This is a genomic window from Hydrogenophaga sp. PML113, assembly GCF_001777155.1.
GTDB lineage: Bacteria > Pseudomonadota > Gammaproteobacteria > Burkholderiales > Burkholderiaceae_C > Hydrogenophaga > Hydrogenophaga borbori.
This window is the reverse complement of sequence record NZ_MIYM01000004.1, coordinates 173,710-196,037: the sequence shown is the minus strand read 5'-3', so window position 1 is coordinate 196,037 and position 22,328 is coordinate 173,710. Positions and strand designations below refer to the sequence as shown.

Below are 22,328 nucleotides of genomic sequence, written 5' to 3'. Positions count from 1 at the left end.
CCATCATGTGTGGAATCGTCGGCGTCGTCAGCCAGACCCCGGTGAACCAGCTCATCTACGACGCGCTGCTGCTGCTGCAGCACCGCGGTCAGGACGCCGCGGGCATCGTCACCCAGCAGGGCCGCAAGTTCTTCATGCACAAGGCCAAGGGCATGGTGCGTGACATCTTCCGCACCCGCAACATGCGCGCCCTGCCGGGCAACTGCGGCCTGGGCCAGGCGCGCTACCCCACGGCCGGCAACGCCTACAGCGAGGAAGAGGCCCAGCCCTTCTACGTGAACGCGCCCTTCGGCCTGGTGCTGGTGCACAACGGCAACCTCACGAACGCCCAGGCGCTCAAGCAGGAGCTGTTTCAGACCGACCACCGCCACATCAACACCGAGAGCGACTCCGAGGTGCTGCTCAACGTGCTGGCGCACGAGCTGGAGAAGTGCACGCGCGGCGAGCCGCTCAAGCCGGCCGACGTGTTCGCGGCCGTGCGCGGCGTGCACGCGCGCGTGAAAGGCTCCTACGCGGTGGTGGCCCTGATCGCGGGCCACGGCCTGCTGGCCTTTCGCGATCCCTACGGCATCCGCCCGCTGTGCATCGGCCGCCAGGACGGCAGCGTGATGGTGGCCAGCGAATCGGTGACCCTCGAAGGCACGGGTTTCCACTTCGAGCGCGACGTGCTGCCGGGCGAGGCGGTCTACGTCAGCCTCGAGGGTGAGATGCACGCCGAGCGCTGCGCGCCCGGCGCCGTGCTCAAACCCTGCATCTTCGAATACGTCTACCTGGCGCGGCCCGACTCCGTCATGAACGGCATCTCGGTCTACCAGGCGCGCCTGAACCTGGGGACCACGCTGGCCAAGCGCGTCATCTCCACCGTGCCGCCGAACGAGATCGACGTGGTGATCCCCATCCCCGAGTCCTCGCGCCCGAGCGCGATGGAGCTGGCGCGCCTGCTGGGCCTGCCGTACCGCGAAGGCTTCGTGAAGAACCGCTACGTGGGCCGCACCTTCATCATGCCGGGCCAGGCCGTGCGCAAGAAGTCGGTGCGCCAGAAGCTCAATGTCATCGGCAGCGAGTTCAAGGGCCGCAACGTGCTGCTGGTGGACGACTCCATCGTGCGCGGCACCACCAGCCGCGAGATCGTGCAGATGGCGCGCGACGCCGGCGCGCGCAAGGTCTACCTGGCCAGCGCCGCGCCGCCGGTGCGCTTCCCCAACGTCTATGGCATCGACATGCCCACGCCGGGCGAACTCGTGGCGCACGGCCGGTCGGTGGAGGAAGTGCGCGAAATCATCGGCTGCGACGCCCTGATCTACCAGGACGTGGACGGCATGAAGCAGGCCGTGGGCTCGCTCAACGCCCAGCTCGACGGTTTCGACGCCTCCTGCTTCGACGGCGTCTACGTCACCGGCGACATCACGCCGCAGGACATCGAACGGCTCAACCAGGGCCGCCCGCAAAGCGAGGAGGGCGAAGAAGACACCTCCCGTCTGGCATTGCCGAACGCCCAGGAGGCCTGAGTTGGACGACGCGCTGAGAAAAACCCTGCACCGCGACACCCTGGCGGTGCGCGAGGCCGTCGATCGAAGCCCCTATGGCGAGAACTCCGAGGCGCTGTACCTCACCAGCGGCTACGTGCAGTCCTCGGCCGAGTCCTCGGCCCGCCGCTTCGCGGGCGACGAAGAAGGCTTCACCTATGGCCGCTACGGCAACCCCACGGTCACCAGCTTCGAGCGCCGCCTCGCCGCGCTGGAAGGCAGCGAGGCGGCCATGGGCACGGCCTCGGGCATGTCGGCCATCCTGCTCATGTGCCTGGGCCTGCTCAAGGCGGGCGACCACGTGGTGTGTTCGCAGTCCATGTTCGGCTCGACCATCAAGCTCATCGGCAGCGACCTGGCGAAGTTCGGCGTCGAGTCGAGCTTCGTGCCGCAGACCGACGTGGGCGCCTGGAAGGCCGCGCTGCGCCCCTCCACCAAGCTGCTGTTCGCCGAGACGCCCACCAACCCGCTCACCGAGGTCTGCGACATCCAGGCCCTGGCCGATCTGGCGCACAACGCCGGCGCGCTGCTCTGCGTGGACAACTGCTTCGCCACGCCCGCGCTGCAGCGCCCCATGGATTTCGGCGCCGACATCGTCATGCACTCGGGCACCAAGTACCTCGACGGCCAGGGCCGCGTCATGGCCGGTGCGCTGTGCGCCAGCCAGGCCCTGGTCACCGAGAAGTTCCTGCCCATCATGAAGAGCGCGGGCATGACGCTCGCGCCCTTCAATGCCTGGGTCATGCTCAAGGGATTGGAGACGCTGGACATCCGCCTGCGCGCGCAAAGCGCCAACGCGCTCGCGCTGGGCCGCTGGCTGGAGGCGCACCCCGCGGTGGCGCGCGTGCACAGCCCCGGCCTGCCCAGCCACCCGCAGCACGCGCTGGCCATGAAGCAGCAGAGCGGCATCGGTGGTGCGGTGCTGTCCTTCGACGTGAAGGCCGCCAACCCCGAACAGGCCCGCCAGCGCGCCTTCCACGTGCTCGATTCGCTGCGCGTGCTCTCGCTGTCCACCAACCTGGGCGACACCAAGACCCTGTGCGCGCACCCCGCGAGCACCTCGCACGGCCGCCTCACCGAAGCGCAGCGCCAGGCGGCCGGCATCGGCCAGGGCCTGATCCGCGTGGCCGTGGGCCTCGAACACATCAACGACATGCAGGCCGACCTCTCGCGCGGCCTCGACACCCTCCCGTGAAAGTCCGCACCCGTTTCGCGCCGTCGCCGACCGGCTTCATTCACCTCGGCAACATCCGCTCGGCCCTGTACCCCTGGGCCTTCGCGCGCTCGCAGCAGGGTGACTTCATCCTGCGCATCGAGGACACCGACCTGGAGCGTTCCTCGCAGGCCGCGGTCGACGTGATCCTGGAAGGCATGGCCTGGCTGGGCCTCGACCCCGACGAGGGGCCCTTCTACCAAATGCAGCGCATGGACCGCTACAAGCAGGTGCTGGCGAAGATGCAGGCGCAGGGCCTGGTCTACCCCTGCTACATGAGCGTGGCGGAGCTCGACGCCCTGCGCGAGCGCCAGATGGCCGCCAAGGAAAAGCCGCGCTACGACGGCACCTGGCGCCCCGAGGCCGGCAAGACCCTGCCGCCCGTGCCCGAGGGCGTGAAGCCCGTGCTGCGCTTCAAGAACCCGCAGGGCGGCGTGGTGGCCTGGGACGACAAGGTCAAGGGCCGCATCGAGATCCGCAACGACGAACTCGACGACCTCGTGATCGCACGCCCCGATGGCACGCCCACCTACAACTTCTGCGTGGTGGTGGACGACATCGACATGGCCATCACCCACGTGATCCGCGGCGACGACCACGTGAACAACACGCCGCGCCAGATCAACATCTTCCGCGCCCTCGGCCAGGAGCCACCGGTGTACGCCCACTTGCCCACCGTGCTCAACGAGCAGGGCGAGAAGATGAGCAAGCGCAACGGCGCCAAGCCCGTCACCCAGTACCGCGACGAAGGCTACCTGCCCGACGCGATGGTGAACTACCTGGCGCGCCTGGGTTGGAGCCACGGCGACGACGAAATCTTCAGCCGCGCGCAGTTTCTCGAGTGGTTCGACCTCGACCACCTCGGCCGCAGCGCCGCGCAGTTCGACGAGGCCAAGCTGCGCTGGGTCAACGCCCAGCACCTCAAGGCCATGGCCGACGAAGCGCTCGCGCCACTGGTGGCCGAGCAGCTGAAGAAGCGCGGCCTGGTGGCCGACGAGCGCCTGCCGCGCATCTGCGCGCTGTTCAAGGACCGCTGCGACACCACCGTGGCACTGGCCGACTGGGCCGCGGCCTTCTACGCCGACGTGAGCCCGAGCGAGCAAGAGCGCGCGCAGCACATCACCGAGGCCGTGAAGCCTGCCGTGGCCGCGCTCGCCGCGGCGCTGGCCGCACTGCCCGCGTGGGACAAACCCGCCATCTCGGGCGCGCTCAAGCAGGTACTCGCTGCGCACGGCCTGAAGATGCCGCAACTGGCCATGCCGGTGCGTGTGCTGGTGATGGGCACGGCGCAGACGCCGTCGCTCGATGCGGTGCTCGAACTGCAGTCGCGTGAACTTGTGCTCGAGCGACTTCAGAAAGCATGAATTTCTGGCATATAATGCGAGGCTCGCTAGGACGCAACGCTGAGTGATCAGCGAAACGGAACAGCGAACCCTGTGGGGGTATAGCTCAGCTGGGAGAGCGCTTGCATGGCATGCAAGAGGTCAGCGGTTCGATCCCGCTTACCTCCACCACAGATTCGAAGTCGCGCATGGTGGCGACGGCAGGAAAAGCAGACACTGCCGCTGATACAATGCGAGGCTTCCGTCTAGGTTATGACCCTATCGTCTAGAGGCCTAGGACATCACCCTTTCACGGTGAGTACCGGGGTTCGAATCCCCGTAGGGTCGCCAAACAAGCCGCAAGGCAAGTAGGCACAAGTCGTGGCACTTGGTTCGAGAGAACGAAAGCCGCCTGCCAGGAGTGGTAGTTCAGTTGGTTAGAATACCGGCCTGTCACGCCGGGGGTCGCGGGTTCGAGCCCCGTCCACTCCGCCAGACACATCAACGGGTTACGTGAGAAATCGCGTAACCCGTTTTCATTTTTGCGGCCCATCAGTGCCTGACACCGATCAACCGGTCGGCTCGCCCAGGCGCGCTCACGCATCAGGCCGACCAGAACGGCCTTGCCGCCACTCCCGATGCAGCCTTGCCCGCCCATAGGCCCGAGCAAGACGGTGAATGCTGGGCCTGCACGCCACTCGTGACATCCGGGACCCGGATGTTCGGGTGCGCTGCCATCGGTGCAGTCTTCACCGCGTTGTCACCATTGATCCACCTGTGAGGGGTCAGATTTGACCGCTCAAGCGGAATCATCCAACTGGCCGAATTGAGTGTTGTGCATGTCTGGATTACTGTCTCTCCCAGACGAGTTCTTTGGGCATTCCGCTCGGTTGGCGGGAGTCCCACGGTATCAGGGAGTTGCTGGGAACGTGTCGACCATTTGCAATGGGCATTGCTATTGGATGGCCAGATGCACTCTTTTCTTTTTTAAAGGTGCTGTTATGAATATCCGTCAATCAAGGCTTCTGAAGCTGGTTTTAAGTGGTGTTTTGGCGCTGTCTGCGTTGTTGGGAACGGGTTCGGCGTTGGCGTATAGCGGTAGTTGGACGTCGGTTGCGATCGAGGGTCAACCGTTTTCATACCAAGATGGCGATTTTGTTCGTTATGGGAGGACTGACAGCGCTGGCTGCCCAAACTCTGGTTGTCCGGGCCTTTGGTCCTATAAGGGATTTACAGGCTCAGGCACGGCTACTTGTAGCAATCAGTATTGGGGTGGGGATCCTTATCCCAATCAACCGAAAAATTGCGAAAAATTGACCTACCTCGGGGGGCTTGGCGCTCCCTCGGTAGGTATCCCCCTCAAGTTTGTCGCGGTAGAGGGCAACCCCAACCCGCTCGCGGGCATGGTGACCAACAGCAATTTGGGCTGCCAAACCGCTACTGTCGGCTCATGCGATCGGGCACAGTACATCGGTTGGACGAGCAACGGCAGTGCGTATAACAAGAGTGCAATTCTCAACAATACAATGACCTGCAACTCTGCATCTTTTGGGGGTGACCCAATCAATGGGGCCCTGAAATATTGTTTCTTCCCCAGATGAATGCTACTGCCTCAGAGGGCGGTTGAGGGATTCTCTGTCTTTAATGCCTCCTCGCTGGCAGAACGAATGCAGACCGGTCGTGCAGCCGCAGGGTTGCCGGCCGGCTGGTTTTTTGTTCCCGCGAATGTGGAGCCGCTTGCTGTTCGCCGGTGAGGGGTTTTCGAACCGCAACCAGTGGCGCAGCGGCTACTGCCTGATCACCATTAACCAAACTGTTGTTAGAGCGATTCGATCGCTTGGGTGAATTTGGGGGAATTCTCTGCTTCCGGGTGGTTCAGGTTTTCGAGGGGACTTCAGCGAGGCTCAGCTCACAAGAATCGATTAAGGATCCGCTTGGAGATCCGGTCCAGCGCAAAACGGTCGGCAACGAGGAACTGCAGGCCATTGCCGTCCTGGATCAACAGACGCTTTCCGTCGAGCCGGCGGATGTCGTCCTCGGCCTTGAGCACCAGTTGCGCGGGGCCGCGCTCGGTTTCCACCGTCCAGGTGCTGGGCGTGGCGTAGCCCGAGACACCCAGGATGCGCTGGATGCGGGGCATGAACTCGCGCGGCGCCAGTTCTTCCTCGATCAGCGTCCGCGTGGCGGCGTCGAGCGCCGACAGGCGCTCTATCCACACGAGCTCGTGCCCGTCGCTGCCCACCAGCGACAGGCCCTCGTCGGGCGCGGCCAGGGGGAAGGCGCGCACGGGCAGCACGCCGGCGTGCACCCGCCCATCGGCGGTGGTGAGCTGCAGCGGGCCTTGCGGGTCTCGGCGCAGTGTCCAGTCGATCGTCGTCATGCTGATCTCCGCGTTCAGTCGGTTCCCGCCGTGGCGCCATGCGCCGTGGGGTTGGTGTGGGGTGGGGCGAGGCTTGGCTCGTCTTCCACGTCCACGTTGCGCAGCTGCGCCATGTAGAGCCGCCAGTAGGCGCCCTCGCGCGCCATCAGCTCGTCGTGCGGGCCCACCTCCACCACCTCTCCCCGGTCCATCACCACCAGCCGGTCGGCGCGGCGCAATGTGGAGAGGCGGTGCGCGATGGCGATGGTGGTGCGCCCGGCCACGAGGTTGTCGAGCGCCTTCTGGATTTCCTTCTCGGTCTCGGTGTCCACGCTGGAGGTGGCCTCGTCGAGGATCAGGATGCGCGGGTCGATCAGCAGCGCGCGCGCGATGGAGATGCGCTGGCGCTCGCCGCCCGACAGGCCCTGGCCGCGTTCGCCCACCAATGAGTCGTAGCCGTGCGGCAGGCGCAGGATGAACTCGTGCGCGTGCGCGGCGCGCGCGGCGGCCACGATCTCGGCGCGTGTGGCGTCCGGTTTGCCGTAGGCGATGTTCTCGGCGATGGTGCCGAAGAACAGGAAGGGCTCCTGCAGCACCAGGCCGATGTGGCGGCGGTAGTCGGCCACGGCGAACTGGCGCACGTCGATGCCGTCGACGCGGATGCTGCCGCCGCTGACGTCGTAAAAGCGGCAGATGAGGTTGACCAGCGTGCTCTTGCCCGAGCCGCTGTGGCCCACCAGGCCGATCATCTCGCCGGGCCGTATGGCCAGGTTCATGCCGCGGATGACCGAGCGGTTGCCGTAGCGGAAGTGCACGTCGCTCAGTTCGATGCCACCGTCGATGCGCGGCCGGCGCACGGGCTGCGCGGGCTCCGGCACGTTGGAGACGTGGTCGAGGATGTCGAAGATGCGCTTGGCGCCGGCGGCGGCCTTCTGCGTGACCGAGACGATGCGGCTCATGGAGTCGAGCCGGCTGTAGAAGCGGCCGATGTAGGCCAGGAAGGCGGTGAGCACGCCCACCGTGATGTCGCCGCGCGAGACCTGCCAGATGCCGAAGGCCCAGACCACCAGCAGGCCGAGTTCGGTGAGCAGCGTGACCGTGGGCGTGAACAGCGACCAGGTCTTGTTCAGCTTGTCGTTGACCTCCAGGTTGTGGCGGTTGGCCTCGCGAAAGCGGGCGGCTTCGCGCTTCTCCTGCGCGAAGGCCTTCACCACGCGGATGCCGGGGATGGTGTCGGCCAAGACGTTGGTCACGTCCGACCAGACGCGGTCGATCTTCTCGAAGCCGGTGCGCAGGCGGTCGCGCACGAGGTGGATCATCCAGGCGATGAAGGGCAGGGGCAGCAGCGTCACCAGCGCCAGCCAGGGGTTGATGCTGAAGAGGATGACCGCGGTCATCACGATCATCAGCACGTCGGTGGCGAAGTCCAGGGCGTGCAAGGAGAGGAACACGCAGATGCGGTCGGTCTCCGAGCCAATGCGGGCCATGAGGTCGCCGGTGCGCTTGCCGCCGAAGTACTCGAGCGAGAGCGCCAGCAGGTGCTCGAAGGTGGTGGTGCGCAGGTCGGCGCCGATGCGCTCGGACACCAGCGAGAGCACATAGGTGCGCGCCCAGCCCAGGCCCCAGGCCGTCAGCGCCGCCAGCAGCAGGCCGCCGAGCAGCATGGCCACCTGCCAGGGATCGATGCGCTGGCCGTTCTGGAAGGGGATCAGCACCTCGTCCATGAGCGGCATGGTCAGGTAGGGCGGCACCAGCGTGGCGGCTGTGGCGGCCAGCGTCAGGCCAAAACCCAGGGCCAATTGCGCGCGGTACGGTTTGGCGAATCGTCCGAGCCGCAATAGCACCCAGGTGGACGGCGGCCGGTGCAATTCCGGGGCGTCGATTAATTCGTCGCCAATCGGCGACAAATCACTTTCGTGATTTGGCGACAGCGGTATTGCGCTGGTCGATGACGGGGTGGATTTTTGCACTGCATCATTTAATCCAGTGCTGTGGCGAAGGGCTTGCAGGCGGTCGAATTCTGCAATGAACCGCAGCGCGCGTGTGTTGTGCGTCGCAGTAAAACGCCAAATAGCCAGCCGCTGTTGGGCGCCGTGCACACTGAGCTGCGCGAGGCCTGCATGGTCGTTGTGCTTCAAGCACAATACGCCTCCCAGGGGCCACTCACGCCAGCCGGCATCGGCCCCGCCGGGCTCCCAGCTCAACAGCCGTTGGGTGGTCAGCACCAGCCAGCCGGCGGAAAAATTCAATTGCGAATCGAGGTCAAGCTGCAGCCAACTTGAAACCTGCTCGTTGTCCAGCAAGCGCGCCCGCAGACCGTCTTGAAACGGTTGTGGCAAGGCACTGAACGGCGACGTAAGTTCGGCTAAAGGTGAATTCATTAGAAGTGGACCCATCCGGAAAATGACCGGCGCCCGCGGGCGTATCCGATATTGTCCTAGATGAAACGCCGAGTAAGTCCACAGCGCCCCCACGGCGTTATGCCGTTGAATCGACAACCATGAAACAACCCATTCGTTTTCTGCGCGTCAGCTACCTCGGCGGACCGAACATCTGGACCTACCGCCCGGTGCTCGAGAGCTGGATCGACATCGGGGAGCTCGAGGACTACCCCTCGCACCTGCTGCCCGGCCTGTACGAGCGCCTGACGGCCTGGCTGCCTGGCTTGATCGAGCACCAGTGCGGCGTGGGCGAGCGCGGGGGCTTCCTGCAGCGCCTGCAGGAAGGCACCTGGGCCGGCCACATCCTCGAACACGTGGTGATCGAGCTGCAGAACCTGGCGGGCCTGCAGACCGGCTTCGGCCAGACCCGCAGCACACCGGTGCGCGCCGTCTACAAGATGGTGTTTCGCGCCCGCGACGAGCGGGTGGCGCGGCGCGCGCTCACGCTGGGGCATGAACTGCTGATGGCCGCCATCAACGACAGCCCCTTCGACGTGGCCGCCGCGGTGCACGAACTGCGCGAGCTGGTCGACGACCACTGCCTGGGCCCCAGCACCGCGAGCATCGTCGACGCCGCGACCGGCCGCCGCATCCCGCACATCCGCCTGAACGACGGCAACCTGGTGCAGCTCGGCTATGGCGCGCGCCAGCGCCGCATCTGGACGGCCGAGACCGACCGCACCAGCGCGATCGCCGAGAGCATCGCCAGCGACAAGGACCTGTCCAAGCGCATGCTCGCCGCCTGCGGCGTGCCGGTGCCCGAGGGCCAGGTGGTCGAGAGCCCGCAGGCGGCCTGGGAGGCCGCGCGCGACATCGGTCTGCCGGTGGTGGTGAAGCCCACCGACGCGAACCACGGCCGGGGCGTATCGCTGGAGCTGATGCGCCAGGAAGACGTGGAGGCGGCGTTCGCCGTGGCCGACGCCGAAGGCAGTGGCGTCATGGTCGAGCGCTTCGTGCGCGGCCTGGAACACCGCCTGCTGGTGGTGGGCGGGCGCGTGGTGGCCGCCACGCGCGGCGATGAAGCCTGGGTGACGGGCGACGGCCGCAGCACCGTGGGGCAGCTCATCGACAGCCAGATCAACAGCGACCCGCGCCGCGGCCTGAGCGAGGAATTCCCGCTCAACGCCATCCACCTCGACGAGTACCCCGCCATGGCCGTCGAGCTGCAGCGCCAGGGCCACACCATCGACAGCGTGCCGGCCGCCGGCCAGCGCGTGCTGATCATGCGCAACGGCAACCTCTCGGTGGACTGCACCGACGAGGTCCATCCGGACGTGGCCCGCGTGGTGGCGCTGGCCGCGCGCGTCATCGGGCTGGACATCGCCGGCGTCGACCTGGTGGCGCAGGACATCTCGCGCCCCTTGGCCGATCAGGGCGGCGCCATCGTCGAGGTCAACGCCGGTCCCGGCCTGCTGATGCACCTCAAGCCCGCCGTGGGCCAGCCGCGGCCGGTGGGGCGCGCCATCGTCGACCACCTCTTCGTGCCCGGCGATTCAGGCCGTGTGCCAGTGGTGGGCGTGGCGGGCAGCCGCGGCACCACCGGTATCGCGCGCCTGGTGGCCTGGCTCGCCTCGCTGAGCGGACCCCAGGTGGGCCTGGCGTGCAAGGCGGGCCTGTTCCTGGGCCGCCGGGCGCTGCAGCACGGCGACTTTTCCAAGGCCGGCGCGGCGCGCCGCCTGCTGATGAACCGCGGCGTGCAGACGGCGGTGTTCGAGAACGACCCGCTGACCATCGTCAACGAAGGCCTGGCCTACGACCGCTGCCAGGTGGGCGTGGTGACCGACGCCTCGGGCAGCCCCGCGCTGGCGGCCTGCCACATCCGCGAGGTGGAGCAGCTCTTCAAGGTCATGCGTACCCAGGTGGACGTGGTGCTGCCCGATGGCGCGGCTGTGCTCAACGCCGCCGACCCGGTGGTGGCCGAGATGGCGCCGCTGTGCGACGGCGATGTCATCTTCTACGCCGAGGACCCCGAGCTGCCGGTGCTGGTGGAGCACCTGGCGCAGTACCGCCGCGCGGTCTTCCTGCGCCAGGGCGACATCGTGCTCAGCGACGGCCAGCAGGAGCATGTGGTGGCGTCGCTGGCCCAGGTGTCGCTGGGCGAGGGCGTGGCCCCCGAAGACAAGACGGCCGTGCTGCTCGCCTCGCTGGCGGCGGCCTGGGCCCTGGACATTTCGCCCGCGCTCATGGCCGCCGGCCTGCGCACCTTCGCCCGCGAAGCCCCGATCGCCCACGCCCCCGTCCGCCGCGTGCCGGCGGCGCAGCCGTCCCCCGAATCCCTTGCCGAGAAGAGCCTCTGATGGAACTCACCCGCATTCGGGCCCTGCGCGGCCCCAACCTCTGGACCCGCCACACCGCGATCGAAACCGTGGTGCACTGCGGCGACAACGAACGCGCCCTGGCCAGCCTGCCGGGCTTCGAGGCGCGCCTGCGCGAGCAGTTTCCGCACCCGGGCGCGCTGCACAGCGCCGGCGGCTCGCTCTCGCTGGCCCACGTGCTGGAGGTGGCCACGCTGTCGCTGCAGGCCCAGGCGGGCTGCCCGGTCACCTTCAGCCGCACCTCGGCCACCCTTGAATCGGGCGTCTACCAGGTGGTGGTGCAGTACAGCGAAGAGGCCGTGGGCCGCCGCGCGCTGGCGCTGGCGCATGGGCTGATCGAGGCCGTGCTGCGCGGCGAATCTTTTGATCTGGCCGCCGCCGTGGCCGAGCTGCGCGAACTCGACGAGGACGAGCGCCTGGGCCCGAGCACGGGCTCCATCGTCAACGCGGCGGTGGCGCGCGGCATTCCCTACCGGCGCCTCACCACCGGCAGCCTGGTGCAGTTCGGCTGGGGCAGCCGCGCGCGCCGCATCCAGGCGGCCGAGGTGGACCGCACCAGCGCCGTGTCCGAATCCATCGCCCAGGACAAGGAGCTCACCAAGCGGCTGCTGCAGGCGGCCGGCGTGCCCGTGCCGCTGGGCCGTCCCGTGAGCGACGCCGATGACGCCTGGGCCGCCGCGCTCGAGATCGGTCTGCCGGTGGTGCTCAAGCCGCGCGACGGCAACCAGGGCAAGGGGGTCACCGTGAACGTGACGGCGCGCGAGCAGCTCGACGCCGCGTTCCAGACGGCGGCCAACTATGGCGAGGTGCTGGTCGAACGCTACCTGCCGGGCAGCGACTACCGCCTGCTGGTGGTGGGCGATCGCCTGGTGGCGGCCGCGCGCCGCGACCCGCCGCAGGTGGCCGGCGACGGCGTGCACACGGTGCGCGAACTGGTGAACATCGTCAACGCCGACCCGCGCCGCGGCGAGGGCCACGCCACCGCGCTCACCAAGATCCGCTTCGACGACATCGCCCTGGGCTGCCTGGCCGTGCAGGGCCTGCAGGCCGACAGCGTGCCGGCCAAGGGCCGCCGCGTGGTGCTGCGCAACAACGCCAACCTGAGCACCGGCGGCACCGCGACCGACGTCACCGACGACGTGCACCCCGAGATCGCCGCGCGCGCCGTGGCGGCGGCGCAGATGATCGGCCTGGACATCTGCGGCGTGGACGTGGTCTGCGAGACCATGCTCAAGCCGCTGGAAGACCAGGCCGGCGGCATCGTCGAGGTGAACGCGGCGCCCGGTCTGCGCATGCACCTCTCGCCCTCCTACGGCCATGCGCGCGACGTTGGCCAGGCGGTGATCGAGGACATGTACCCCGATGGCGGCGACGGCCGCATCCCCGTGGTGGCCGTCACCGGCACCAACGGCAAGACCACCACCGTGCGCCTGATCGCCCACCTGTTCGCGTCCAGCGGCCTGCGCGTGGGCATGACCAACACCGACGGCGTCTACGTCAACGGCCATCAGACCGACAGCGGCGACTGCGCCGGCCCGCGCAGCGCGCGCAACGTGCTGGCCCACCCCGACGTCGACGCCGCCGTGTTCGAGACCGCGCGCGGCGGCGTGCTGCGCGAGGGCCTGGGCTTCGACCGCTGCCAGGTGGCGGTGGTCACCAACGTGGGCGCGGGCGACCACCTGGGCCTGAACTACATCACCACGGTCGAGGACCTGGCGGTGCTCAAGCGCGTCATCGTGCAGAACGTGGCCGAGACCGGCTACGCCGTGCTCAACGCGGCCGACCCCATCGTGGCCGACATGATCCACAACTGCCCCGGCGAGGTGATCTATTTTGCGCAGGACCGCCAGCAGCCCGTGATGGCCACGCACCGCGCCCAGGGCCGCCGCGTGGTCTACGTGGACAACGGCGCGGTGGTGGCCGAGCAGGGCGGGTTCAGCGAGCGCTTCGAGCTCTCGGGTATCCCCATCACGCGCAACGGCCAGATCGGCTTCCAGGTCGAGAACGCCATGGCCGCCATCGCGGCCGCCTGGGGCGCGGGCCTGGCCTGGGACACGGTCCGCCGTGGCCTGGCCAGCTTCCACAACGACGCCCACAACGCGCCCGGCCGCTTCAACGTGATGGAGTACCGCGGCGCCACCGTGATCGCCGACTACGGTCACAACCCCGACGCCATGCGCGCGTTGGTGCAGGCGGTGGAGGCGCTGCCGGCGCAGCGCCGCTCGGTGGTCATCAGCGGTGCCGGCGACCGGCGCGACCAGGACATCCGCGAGCAAACGCAGATCCTGGGCAAGGCCTTCGACGAGGTCGTGCTGTACCAGGACGCCTGCCAGCGCGGCCGCGCCGACGGCGAGGTGATCGGCCTGCTGCGCGAAGGCCTGGCGGGCGCCCCGCGCGTGCGCGAGGTGCTGGAAATCCGGGGCGAGTTCAACGCCATCGACGCCGCGCTGGAGCGCCTGCAGCCCGGCGACCTGTGCCTGGTGCTGGTGGACCAGGTGGAGGCGGCGCTGGCCCACCTGCAGATGCGCACGCGACAGGAAGCGGTCGTGCCGGCCTGACACCCCGGGTTCTGAACAGATCGCGCACCCGAGCGGCGCCGCGCACAAGGCCTCCACACCGTGGAGGCCTTTTTTATGTTTGCCTGATGGGGGCACCGTGCCCCGAACCACGGCAGGCGCGGCGCCACTCAGACGCCGTTCGCCCGGCTGCCGGCGAGCGCGCCGTGGCACCGTGCTTCGGCGAAGGCTGTCACACCTTCAGGAGGGTTTCATGCAGGCGTTCACCAACGCGGTCAAGGGGGCCTTCGGGTATGGCCCGGTCGCCACCGATAAGTCGCTCACGGCGCTGGTCGTGGCCGGCGCCGACAGCCATCCACCACCCCGCCATGTTCCGGGCACCGAGCCTCAGGCGGGTGAAGAGCCGGAGGCAGACGCCGTGCTGCGGGCCCAAGCCGGTTTGACCGGTTCGCTCTGCGGACTGAACTGGGACCAGCTGCCACCCGGCCTGAAGGGGGGTCTGGGTGGGGCGGCCATGGCCACCAGCACCATGGCAACCGTCCTGGTGAAGGAAGGCTCCGTGCCGCTGGGGGCCGTCGTTGGCTGGGTCGCCGCGGCCGGCGCTGGTGGTCTGGTCATCGGCGGGTTTCTGGACATGGCCTACCGGGCGTCCACAACCGACGGCTCGGCGGAGCAACAGCCATGATCGATTCGCTCCCCGTCCACCCCGATCCCGTCATCGAAGGCGCCATCGCCGCTTCATGTCAGTCCCTCGCCGGCATGGGGACCTTGCTTGAGCAGTGCGCAGACGCGCTGCGGTCCGGCCACAGCCCGGGTGACCTGCGTGGCATGAACCATGAAGACTACGAGGCCTTGTATGCGGTGGCGATGCAGCTCTACGAGGCAGGCGATCACGAGCGCGCCCTGCCCGTGAGCCTGGCCCTGGTGGCGCATGAGGCGCGCTCGGTCAAGTACAGCTACCTCGCGGGCCTGTGCCTGCAGAAGCGCCAGCGCTACCGCGAAGCGGCGGTGATGTATCTGCTGGCGCTGGGCCAGGACGCCACCCACGCGCCATCGGCCTTTCGCATGGGCGAGTGCTGCGCCGCGCTGGGCGAGACCGAAGAAGCGCAACAGGCCTACGAGCACGCCGTGGCCCTGGGGCGCGGCGACGAGCGCTACCACCATCTGCAGACCGAGGCGATGGCGCGGGTGGTGCGTCTGAGTTAGCGGCGCGTGTCGCCACATCGAAATTGCGTCGTTTCAGGAGAGATTCATGCAACGGACCAGCCCGTCAAACCACCTGTCCACCGGACCATTGCCCGCGGTGGTCGCGGCCCAGGGCGCCACCGCCAAGCCAACCGGCTTGGACAACGAGCACCAAGTCCCCCTGGACGCCGATGTTCCGGGGACACAGCCACAAGGCGCGCCGGCGCCTCAACCAGGGCTGCTGATGCAGGTCCTGAGCAAGCTGAACTGTTGCCCCTCGCTGCCAGAGGCACGGCCTTGCCCGGACGGCAAGGCTGTGCGCCAATGTTTGGGCAAGGGCGGGGTGGCCGGGATCACGGCGGGCGTCGCGACAACCATCTTCTTGGGCGTGCCCTTCATGCTGACGGGTCATACGGATGAGTATCTTGGCCGGGCCGTCCTCGCCGTCCTCGGTGGCTGCCTTGCCGGCACGGTGACCTGGGCCATGGGGCACTACGTTGAGCCCCATTGCGCATAACCGCTTCACGCCCGGAGGGCATCGATGGGCCAGAAAAATTCCCTGGGGCACCGCTTCACCCCGCCAGCCAGGACCACGCCGCCGCAGAGCCGCAGCGGCACGGTGGACGTGTCATCGAGCTCGGATGAGCCACCAGCAGAGGACGGCATTGGCGGAACTTCTCCCGACGCGTCCAGCCAACCCGCAACGCGGGAGCGGGTTGAAGCCGCTCAGAACAAGCTGCTGATCGTCCCCGCTTTCCCGTTGTCGATGACCCAGGAACGAATCACTGTTCGAGAGGATGCCACCGGCGAACGCCGGTACCCCAAGTGGCTGCCTTCGGTTGTGGCCTGGGGGTGCTGCGGTGCGGCATTGCTGGCACCTGTGGTCTATGCGGCTGCGTATCTCGACCAGGACGTGGACAGCCTGCCCATCGAACGGCATCCGGCCATGGTCATTCCCTTGACCGGTGTGGCCGGTGGATTGCTTACCGGCGCGATGCGCTATCTCCACCTGCGGCTGTTCGGCTGAGCCGGCAGGCCCCGAGGTTCAGCGCGCCGCCTTTTCCAGCGCGCGCACCTTCACCAAGCCCGTCGACAGCGCCGTGCCACACACGATGACCAGGCCGCAGCCCACCATCCATGCGCTCACCATTTCGCCCAGGAACACCGCGCCGTAGACCAGGGCGAACACCGGGATCAGGAAGGTCACGGTGAGGGCCTTGGCCGGCCCGGCGCGTTCGATGAGGTGGAAGTAAAGGATGTAAGCAATGGAGGTGCACAGCACGGCCAGTGCCACCACGGCCGTCCAGGCACCCGCGCTCACTGGCTGCGCGGGCCACAGCCAGGCCATGGGCAGGGCCAGCGCCAGCGCCGCGCCGATCTGGCTGCCGCTGGCCGAGGCCAGCGGGTCCACGCCCGACAGGTAACGTTTGGTGAAGCTGGCGGCAATGCCGTAGCAGAGCGTGGCCAGCAGGCAGGCGCCCATGGCCACCAGCGACATGACGGAGCCTTGCGCGTTGGTCGCGCCGCGTGCGTCCACGCCCGACTTGCCCAACACCAGCAGCGTGACGCCGACGAATCCGATCACCAGCCCCAGGATACGCGAGCCACCCGGGCGGTCCTTCAGCCAGAGCCAGGCCACCAGCGCGCCGGTGAGCGGCACCGTGGCGTTCAGGATGGCCGAGACCCCCGTGGGGATGTGCAGCACCGCGAACGAAAACAGCAGGAAGGGCAGGCCCGAATTGAGAAGGCCCACCACCAGGATGGGCCGCCAGCGCGCGCGGAAGTCGGTCCAGACGGCGGCCTTCAGGAACATGGGCAGCAGGCACAAGGCCGCGATGCCCACGCGAAGCCCCGCCGTGGGCACAGGCCCGAACTCGGCAGCGCCCAGGCGCATGAACAGGAAGGACGCGCCCCAGAGGGCGGCGAGCGCGACGAATTCGAGCAGCAGCAGGGGTGTCATGCGGGCATGGGGGTGGGTAGGGGGGCTGGCCGCCCGGTGGCTTCGAGCCGCAGCAGGGCCTGTTTGCGCGGCAGCCCGCCAGCATAGCCGGTGAGCCCGCCGCGCGCGCCCAGCACGCGGTGGCAGGGCACCACGACGCTGAGCGGGTTGCGGCCCACGGCCGCGCCGACGGCGCGCACGGCGTTGGGTGCGTCCAGCCGGCGGGCGAGTTCGCCATAGCTCAGCGTGTGCCCGGCTGGGATGGCGCACAGCGCCCGCCAGACGGCGGTCTGGAAGGGCGTGCCGAAGGACAGGTCGAGTGGCAGGTCGAAGGCCTGCCGCCGCGCGGCGAAGTGGTCGGCGAGCTGACGGGCCGTTTCGCGCAGCACGGGATGGTGCGGATCGGGTCGCCACGACGCGACCAGGGCGGGCTCGGGCGCGTAGCGCTGGTCGTGGAACCAGGCACCGGCCAAGGCGCACTCGGTGGCGGCCAGTCGCATGGGGCCCAGGGGGGTGGCGATGGTGGCCTGGGTGAGGGTGTGGGGCAGTTTCATGGCGAATCCGTGGCGGGGGTGGGGGGAGGGGCCGCGCGGTAGAGGCCGGCCCAGGCGCGCAGCACGGCGTAGCTGCGCCAGGGCTGCCAGGCCCGGGCCAGGGCCTCGCAGGCGCGTTCGCGCTCGCGCGGCGTCCCGCTCAAGCCCAGGGTGTTGTGCAGGGCGACGTCGGCCGCGGGCCAGGCGTCGGGCCAGCGCAGCGCGCGCATGGCGATGTACTGGGCCGTCCAGGCGCCGATGCCGGGCAGGGCGGTGAGCGCCCGCGTGGTGGTGGCCAGGTCGGCGTGCGGGCCCAGGTCCAGCGTGCCGTCGGCCACGGCGCGCGCCAGCGCCTGGATGGCGGCCTGGCGCTGGCGCACGATGCCCAGCGCGCCGAGGTCTTCGCCGCTGGCTTCGGCCAGCGCCTGGGGCGTGGGGAAGAGGCGGTTGAGCGCCGGATCGGGGGTGTCCAGCGGCTCGCCGAAGCGCGCCACCAGCCGCCCGGCCAGGGTGCGCGCGGCGGCCACCGTGACCTGCTGGCCCAGCACGGCGCGCACGGCGAGCTCGAAGCCGTCGATGGCGCCGGGCACGCGCAGGCCGGCGCCACCGGGGAAGTGCGTGCCCAGCACGGCGTCGATGGCGTGCGGGTCGGCGTCCAGGTCGCACAGCGCGCGCACGCGCCAGATCAGCGTGGGCAGGGCGGGCAGCAGGCCGTCGCTGGCGTGCAGCCAGACGCGGTGGCGCTCGGGCTCGAAGCGCAGGCCGAACCAGCCGGTGTGCGCGCCCGAGGGCGTGTGCAGACGCAGCGTGCGCCAGTAGCGCAGGGCGGCCAGGTCGGTCGCGTCCACGCCGGGCAGGCGGCGCGCGTCGAGGAAGGCGAGCAGCGGCGCCACGTCCAGCGGCGGGCGCCAACCCAAGGCGATGGCCTGGCTGCCCGCTTCGCTGCTGCTGCCGCGCCGGCGCATGGCCGTGGGGCTCAGGCCGTAGCGCTCCAGCAGCGCGGCGTTGAAGCGGCGAAGGCTGGCGAAGCCGCTGGCGGCGGCCACGGCGGACACGCTCAGGCGCGTGTCGGTGAGCAGCTGCTTGGCCGCGAGCAGGCGGCGCGTGTGCAGCACCTGCAGGGGCGACACGCCCAGCCGGGCCTCGAACACGCGGCGCAGGTGGCGGTCGCTTACGCCCAGCCGGGCGGCCAGGCGCTGCATGGCGGGGCCGTCGTCGCCGGTCCATTGGGCGGGGTCGTCCAGCAGCCGGCTGGCGTGCTGCACCAGCAGCTCGCTGGCGTCCTGCGTCGACCAGGCGCGCGACAGCGGAGCCAGCTCGGGGCGGCAGCGCAGGCAGGGGCGAAAGCCAGCGCGCTCGGCCTGGGCCGCGTGGTCGAAGAAGCGGCAGTTGGCGCGCCGCGGCGTGCGCACCGCGCAGACCGGGCGGCAGTAGATGCCGGTGGAGGTGACGCCGGTGAAGAAGCGGCCGTCGAAGCGGGCGTCGCGCGCGCACAGCGCCAGGTAGCGGGCGTCGTCGTCGGTGGCGGTTCGGGTGTCCATGGCGGCCATGGTAGGCCCGCGTGCGCCGGCCGACCCGCCGTTTCCGGACATGATCCTGTAACAGGGGCCTGGCCCCCGCTTCCTACAATGCCCGCTTTGCCATCACCTCACGGGAGCCCCTGCATGCAAGTGTCCGCCTCCATCTTCAAGGCCTACGACGTCCGTGGCGTGGTCCCGAGCACGCTGGACGAGCGCGTGGCCGAGGCGCTGGGCCTGGCGTTCGGCACCGTGGCGCGCCGCCAGGGCGAGCGCACCGTGGCCGTGGGCCGCGACGGGCGGCTGAGCGGACCGGCGCTGTCGGCCGCGCTGATCCGGGGCCTGGTGGCGGCCGGCATCGACGTCATCGACGTCGGCGTGGTCACCACGCCCATGCTGTACTTCGCTGCCGCCACGCTGTGCCACAGCGGCATCCAGGTCACCGGCAGCCACAACCCGAAGGACTACAACGGCTTCAAGATGGTGCTGGGCGGCCGGGCCATCTACGGCGATGACATCCAGGCCCTGCGCCAGCTCATCGAGCGCGACGGCGGCGAGCGCGCCGAGGGCGGGCGGGTGCGCCACGTCAACGTGGCCGGCCCCTACCGCGACCGCATCGTGGGCGACGTGAAGCTGGCGCGGCCGATGAAGATCGTGGTGGACTGCGGCAACGGCGTGGCCGGCGCCTCGGCGCCCGCGCTGTTCCGCGCCCTGGGCTGCGAGGTGATCGAACTCTTCAGCGAGGTCGATGGCAACTTCCCCCACCACCACCCCGATCCGAGCAAGCCCGAGAACCTGCGCGACGTGATCCGCGCCCTGGCCGAGACCGACGCCGAGCTGGGCCTGGCCTTCGACGGCGACGGCGACCGCCTGGGCATCGTCACCAAGGACGGCCACAACATCTTCCCCGACCGCCAGATGGTGCTGTTCGCGCGGGACGTGCTGTCGCGCGTGCCGGGCGGCGCCATCGTCTACGACGTCAAGTGCTCGCAGCGCCTGGGCCCGGCCATCGAGGCCGCCGGCGGCGTGCCGCACATCTACAAGACCGGCCACTCGCTGATCAAGGCGCGCATGAAGGAGCTGGACAGCCCGCTCGGCGGCGAGATGAGCGGCCACATCTTCTTCAAGGAGCGCTGGTTCGGCTTCGACGACGGCAGCTACGCGGGCGCGCGCCTGCTGGAGATCCTGAGCCGCCACCCCGACGCCAACGCCGTGCTCAACGGCCTGCCCACCAGCCACAGCACGCCCGAGCTCAACGTGGCCTGCGCCGAGGGCGAGCCGCACGCGGTGGTGAAGGCGCTGGTGGACCTGGCGCGCTTCGAGGCGCCGGCGCGGGTCTCCACCATCGACGGGGTGCGCGTGGACTGGCCCGACGGATTCGGGCTGATCCGCGCCTCCAACACCACGCCGGTGCTGGTGCTGCGCTTCGAAGGCCAGACGACCGAGGCGCTGCACCGCATCGAGGCGACGATGCTGGACCTGCTGAAGCAGGCCAAGCCCGACGCCGTCGTGGGCGCGAGCGCGCATTGACAAATATGAACACCCCCGCGGCGCTTCGCGCCACCCCCTCAAGGGGGCAATGCCAGCGGCCCGGCAAAGCCGGTTCCGCGGCATTTCCCGATGAGGGCACGCATGGCTGAGGATCTGCTCAATGACGTGACCGTGGTGCTGGTCACCTTCCACAGCGCGCACTGCCTGGACGCGCTGGACGGCCTGCTCGCCCACTGCCCGAACATCGTCATCTCCGACAACGGCAGCGGCGATGGCACGCCCGGGCAGGCGCGCGCGCGCTGGCCGCGCGCCACGGTGCTGGAGCATGGCCGCAACCTGGGCTTCGGCACGGCCAACAACCGTGCCATCGCGCAGGTGAAGACGCCCTTCGCCTTCCTGCTCAACCCCGACTGCGAGGTCACGCCGGACGGTCTGCGCGAGCTGGTGCGCGCCGCCCAGGCGATGCCCGAGGCCGCCGTCGTCGCGCCGCAGCTGGAAGGCGCGCCGGGCCGGCCCGACGTGAACTACCGCTGGCCCAGCACGCTGTGGCCTTCGCGCGGCCCCGGTGCCGAGGGCCCGGCCTGCGTGGGCTTCGTGGTCGGCGCGGCCATGCTGTTTCGCCTGGCACGCTTCGAGGGCGTGGGCTTCTTCGACGAGCGTTTCTTCCTGTACTACGAAGACGACGACCTCTGCCTGCGCCTGTTCCAGCACCAGCGCCCGCTGGTGGTGTGGCCCGCCGTGATGGCGGTGCACCGCGCGCGCGGCTCCGTCAAAGGCAAGGCGCCCTGGAAAAGCGAGTACCTGCGCGGCTACCACCACGCGCAGTCCAAGCTGATCTACACGGCCAAGCACCGCTCGCCCGCGCAGGCGCGGCGGCAGCGCTGGAGCGTGTTGCTGGGCACCACGGTGGCGCTGCCGCTGCGCGCCATCGCCTGGTCGCCGCGCCTGCTGGCGCGCATGGCGGGCCGCTGGATGGGCTTGGCGCGCTGGCGGCCGTAGCGGCCGGCGCGGGGCCTCAGAAGGCGTTCCAGATCCGCAGGCGCAGCTTGTCCCAGGTGCGCCGCCAGCGCGGCCGCTCGCGCTGACGCTGTAGCACGTCGGTCAGGCTTCCGGCGCTGCGGATATCCTCGGGCGCGCGCAGCTCGGGACGCTCGCGAAACCAGCGCTCCACGACCTCGGGGGCCCATTGCCCGGCCGTGAGCTGCACGCGGCCCCATTGCTTGGGGCGGTGGTAGATGTCCTTGCCGGCGTACAGGCGCGCCAGGTTCTTCTGGCGGTCGCGGTACTTTGGCTTGTTGAGGTTCTGGTGCGAGAAGCGCTCCAGCTTCTTTTCGATCATCTCCATGCCGCCCAGGTAGCTGAAGTGCCAGCCGGCGTCGGGAATCACCACCTCGCGCATCGATTGCCTCAGCGCCTTGTCGTTGCGCAGGTCTTCGGGCGTGTGGCGCAGGGCATCGGCGCCACTGACGGCGATGGCCTTGCGCCAGAACGGCTCCGAGATCATGAGGTAGTCGCAGTAGAAATAGAGCATGAGCTGCTCGAAGACCTGAACCTCGCCCGCGGGCACGGGCCCGATCTTCTCCGGCCGCAGGATCTCGTCGACATCGGCGATGACCACCACGTCGTCGTCGGCCGCATCGGCATAGCCCTGGCGCAGGGCATCGCGCTGGCGGCGCTCGCGGTCCCAGGCCGTCTTGCAGCCCGCGAAGCTCTCCTCGCTCAAGGGGAGGTAGCGGATCTTGGGCATGGCCCAGTCGAAGCGCGCCGGGTCGAAACTCAGGGCCTTGGCCTGCCCCGCGAAGGTCAGCGAGGCCTCGACGATGACGAAGACGTCGACGCGGTCCCAATGCGCGCGCAGCCTCAGATCCAGGCAGTCTTCGCCGTCGTAGGTGAAGCAGTCGTAGACCCTTGGCGCGGCGCCGGGATCCCGGGGTTCGAAGAGAGGCAGGCTCATGGGAAGGGCCGTTTCGT

At 69.1% G+C, this 22,328-nt stretch carries 18 protein-coding genes and 3 tRNA genes; 15 read left to right on the top strand and 6 right to left on the bottom strand.

Translation table 11 applies throughout. From position 1 onward, the window contains the following. Positions 1-5: 5 nt before the first annotated feature. The 7 genes from purF to BHU06_RS22500 all read left to right on the top strand — a co-directional run bounded on the left by purF (position 6) and on the right by BHU06_RS22500 (position 5,662). The gene (gene purF / locus BHU06_RS09360) at positions 6-1,508 is read left to right on the top strand and encodes an amidophosphoribosyltransferase (RefSeq protein ID WP_070398906.1); all 1,503 of its coding nucleotides are present in this window, start codon (positions 6-8) and stop codon (positions 1,506-1,508) included. A 1-nt stretch (position 1,509) separates the two neighbouring features. Beyond that, a complete protein-coding gene (locus tag BHU06_RS09355) occupies positions 1,510-2,721 on the top strand; it encodes an O-succinylhomoserine sulfhydrylase (RefSeq protein WP_070398905.1) in 1,212 nt (403 codons plus the stop codon). Beyond that, positions 2,718-4,103: a glutamate--tRNA ligase gene (gltX, locus tag BHU06_RS09350; RefSeq protein ID WP_070398904.1), complete on the top strand. Its 1,386-nt coding sequence runs from the start codon at positions 2,718-2,720 to the stop codon at positions 4,101-4,103. The genes BHU06_RS09355 and gltX overlap by 4 nt, the downstream gene beginning before the upstream one ends. 74 nt (positions 4,104-4,177) lie before the next feature. Then, positions 4,178-4,253, top strand: a tRNA-Ala gene (locus BHU06_RS09345). An 83-nt stretch (positions 4,254-4,336) separates the two neighbouring features. Next, positions 4,337-4,412: transfer RNA gene (locus tag BHU06_RS09340), tRNA-Glu, on the top strand. A 67-nt stretch (positions 4,413-4,479) separates the two neighbouring features. Further along, positions 4,480-4,556: transfer RNA gene (locus tag BHU06_RS09335), tRNA-Asp, on the top strand. Between the two features lie 506 nt (positions 4,557-5,062). Continuing rightward, positions 5,063-5,662: a hypothetical protein gene (locus BHU06_RS22500; protein ID WP_139147027.1), complete on the top strand. Its 600-nt coding sequence runs from the start codon at positions 5,063-5,065 to the stop codon at positions 5,660-5,662. Positions 5,663-5,970: 308 nt separating this feature from the next. Here BHU06_RS22500 and BHU06_RS09330 read toward each other — a convergent pair whose 3' ends face one another. Then, entirely contained in the window at positions 5,971-6,441 is a 471-nt protein-coding gene (locus BHU06_RS09330) for a DUF1854 domain-containing protein (RefSeq protein WP_070398903.1), read from the bottom strand. Between the two features lie 14 nt (positions 6,442-6,455). Further along, positions 6,456-8,801, bottom strand: a complete 2,346-nt coding sequence (locus BHU06_RS09325; RefSeq protein WP_083293137.1) for an ABC transporter ATP-binding protein — start codon at positions 8,799-8,801, stop codon at positions 6,456-6,458. 119 nt (positions 8,802-8,920) lie between these two features. Here BHU06_RS09325 and cphA (BHU06_RS09320) point away from each other — a divergent pair, with 119 nt between their 5' ends. The 6 genes from cphA (BHU06_RS09320) (at position 8,921) to BHU06_RS22495 (ending at position 15,904) form a co-directional block, all read left to right on the top strand. Then, complete coding sequence (gene cphA, locus BHU06_RS09320; RefSeq protein WP_070398901.1) at positions 8,921-11,158, top strand: cyanophycin synthetase; 2,238 nt, start codon at positions 8,921-8,923, stop codon at positions 11,156-11,158. Continuing rightward, a complete protein-coding gene (gene cphA / locus BHU06_RS09315; RefSeq protein ID WP_070398900.1) occupies positions 11,158-13,734 on the top strand; it encodes a cyanophycin synthetase in 2,577 nt (858 codons plus the stop codon). Before cphA (BHU06_RS09320) ends, cphA (BHU06_RS09315) begins: the two co-directional genes overlap by 1 nt. A gap of 211 nt (positions 13,735-13,945) precedes the next feature. Beyond that, on the top strand, positions 13,946-14,377 hold the full coding sequence (locus tag BHU06_RS09310) for a hypothetical protein (protein ID WP_070398899.1): 432 nt from the start codon (positions 13,946-13,948) through the stop codon (positions 14,375-14,377). After that, positions 14,374-14,898 carry a CDC27 family protein gene (locus BHU06_RS09305; protein WP_070398898.1) on the top strand — a complete coding sequence of 175 codons (525 nt, stop codon included), beginning with the start codon at positions 14,374-14,376 and terminating at the stop codon, positions 14,896-14,898. The genes BHU06_RS09310 and BHU06_RS09305 overlap by 4 nt, the downstream gene beginning before the upstream one ends. A 46-nt stretch (positions 14,899-14,944) precedes the next feature. Then, positions 14,945-15,394, top strand: coding sequence for a hypothetical protein (locus tag BHU06_RS09300; RefSeq protein ID WP_070398897.1), 450 nt, complete (start codon positions 14,945-14,947; stop codon positions 15,392-15,394). A gap of 24 nt (positions 15,395-15,418) precedes the next feature. After that, positions 15,419-15,904, top strand: a complete 486-nt coding sequence (locus tag BHU06_RS22495; protein ID WP_139147026.1) for a hypothetical protein — start codon at positions 15,419-15,421, stop codon at positions 15,902-15,904. Positions 15,905-15,922: 18 nt separating this feature from the next. Here BHU06_RS22495 and BHU06_RS09295 read toward each other — a convergent pair whose 3' ends face one another. The 3 genes from BHU06_RS09295 to BHU06_RS09285 are packed head-to-tail and all read right to left on the bottom strand — an operon-like array spanning position 15,923 to position 18,890. Then, on the bottom strand, positions 15,923-16,837 hold the full coding sequence (locus tag BHU06_RS09295) for a DMT family transporter (protein WP_070398896.1): 915 nt from the start codon (positions 16,835-16,837) through the stop codon (positions 15,923-15,925). Next, positions 16,834-17,370, bottom strand: a complete 537-nt coding sequence (locus tag BHU06_RS09290) for a methylated-DNA--[protein]-cysteine S-methyltransferase (RefSeq protein ID WP_070398895.1) — start codon at positions 17,368-17,370, stop codon at positions 16,834-16,836. The genes BHU06_RS09295 and BHU06_RS09290 overlap by 4 nt, the downstream gene beginning before the upstream one ends. Next, positions 17,367-18,890: a DNA-3-methyladenine glycosylase 2 family protein gene (locus BHU06_RS09285; protein ID WP_070399213.1), complete on the bottom strand. Its 1,524-nt coding sequence runs from the start codon at positions 18,888-18,890 to the stop codon at positions 17,367-17,369. Before BHU06_RS09285 ends, BHU06_RS09290 begins: the two co-directional genes overlap by 4 nt. 123 nt (positions 18,891-19,013) lie before the next feature. On the opposite strand from BHU06_RS09285, the gene BHU06_RS09280 reads away from it, so the two are divergent. Next, a complete protein-coding gene (locus BHU06_RS09280) occupies positions 19,014-20,396 on the top strand; it encodes a phosphomannomutase/phosphoglucomutase (RefSeq protein ID WP_070398894.1) in 1,383 nt (460 codons plus the stop codon). Positions 20,397-20,498: 102 nt separating this feature from the next. Then, the gene (locus BHU06_RS09275) at positions 20,499-21,356 is read left to right on the top strand and encodes a glycosyltransferase family 2 protein (RefSeq protein ID WP_139147025.1); all 858 of its coding nucleotides are present in this window, start codon (positions 20,499-20,501) and stop codon (positions 21,354-21,356) included. A 16-nt stretch (positions 21,357-21,372) separates the two neighbouring features. Here BHU06_RS09275 and BHU06_RS09270 read toward each other — a convergent pair whose 3' ends face one another. Then, complete coding sequence (locus BHU06_RS09270; protein WP_070398892.1) at positions 21,373-22,311, bottom strand: hypothetical protein; 939 nt, start codon at positions 22,309-22,311, stop codon at positions 21,373-21,375. Between the last annotated feature and the right edge of the window lie 17 nt (positions 22,312-22,328).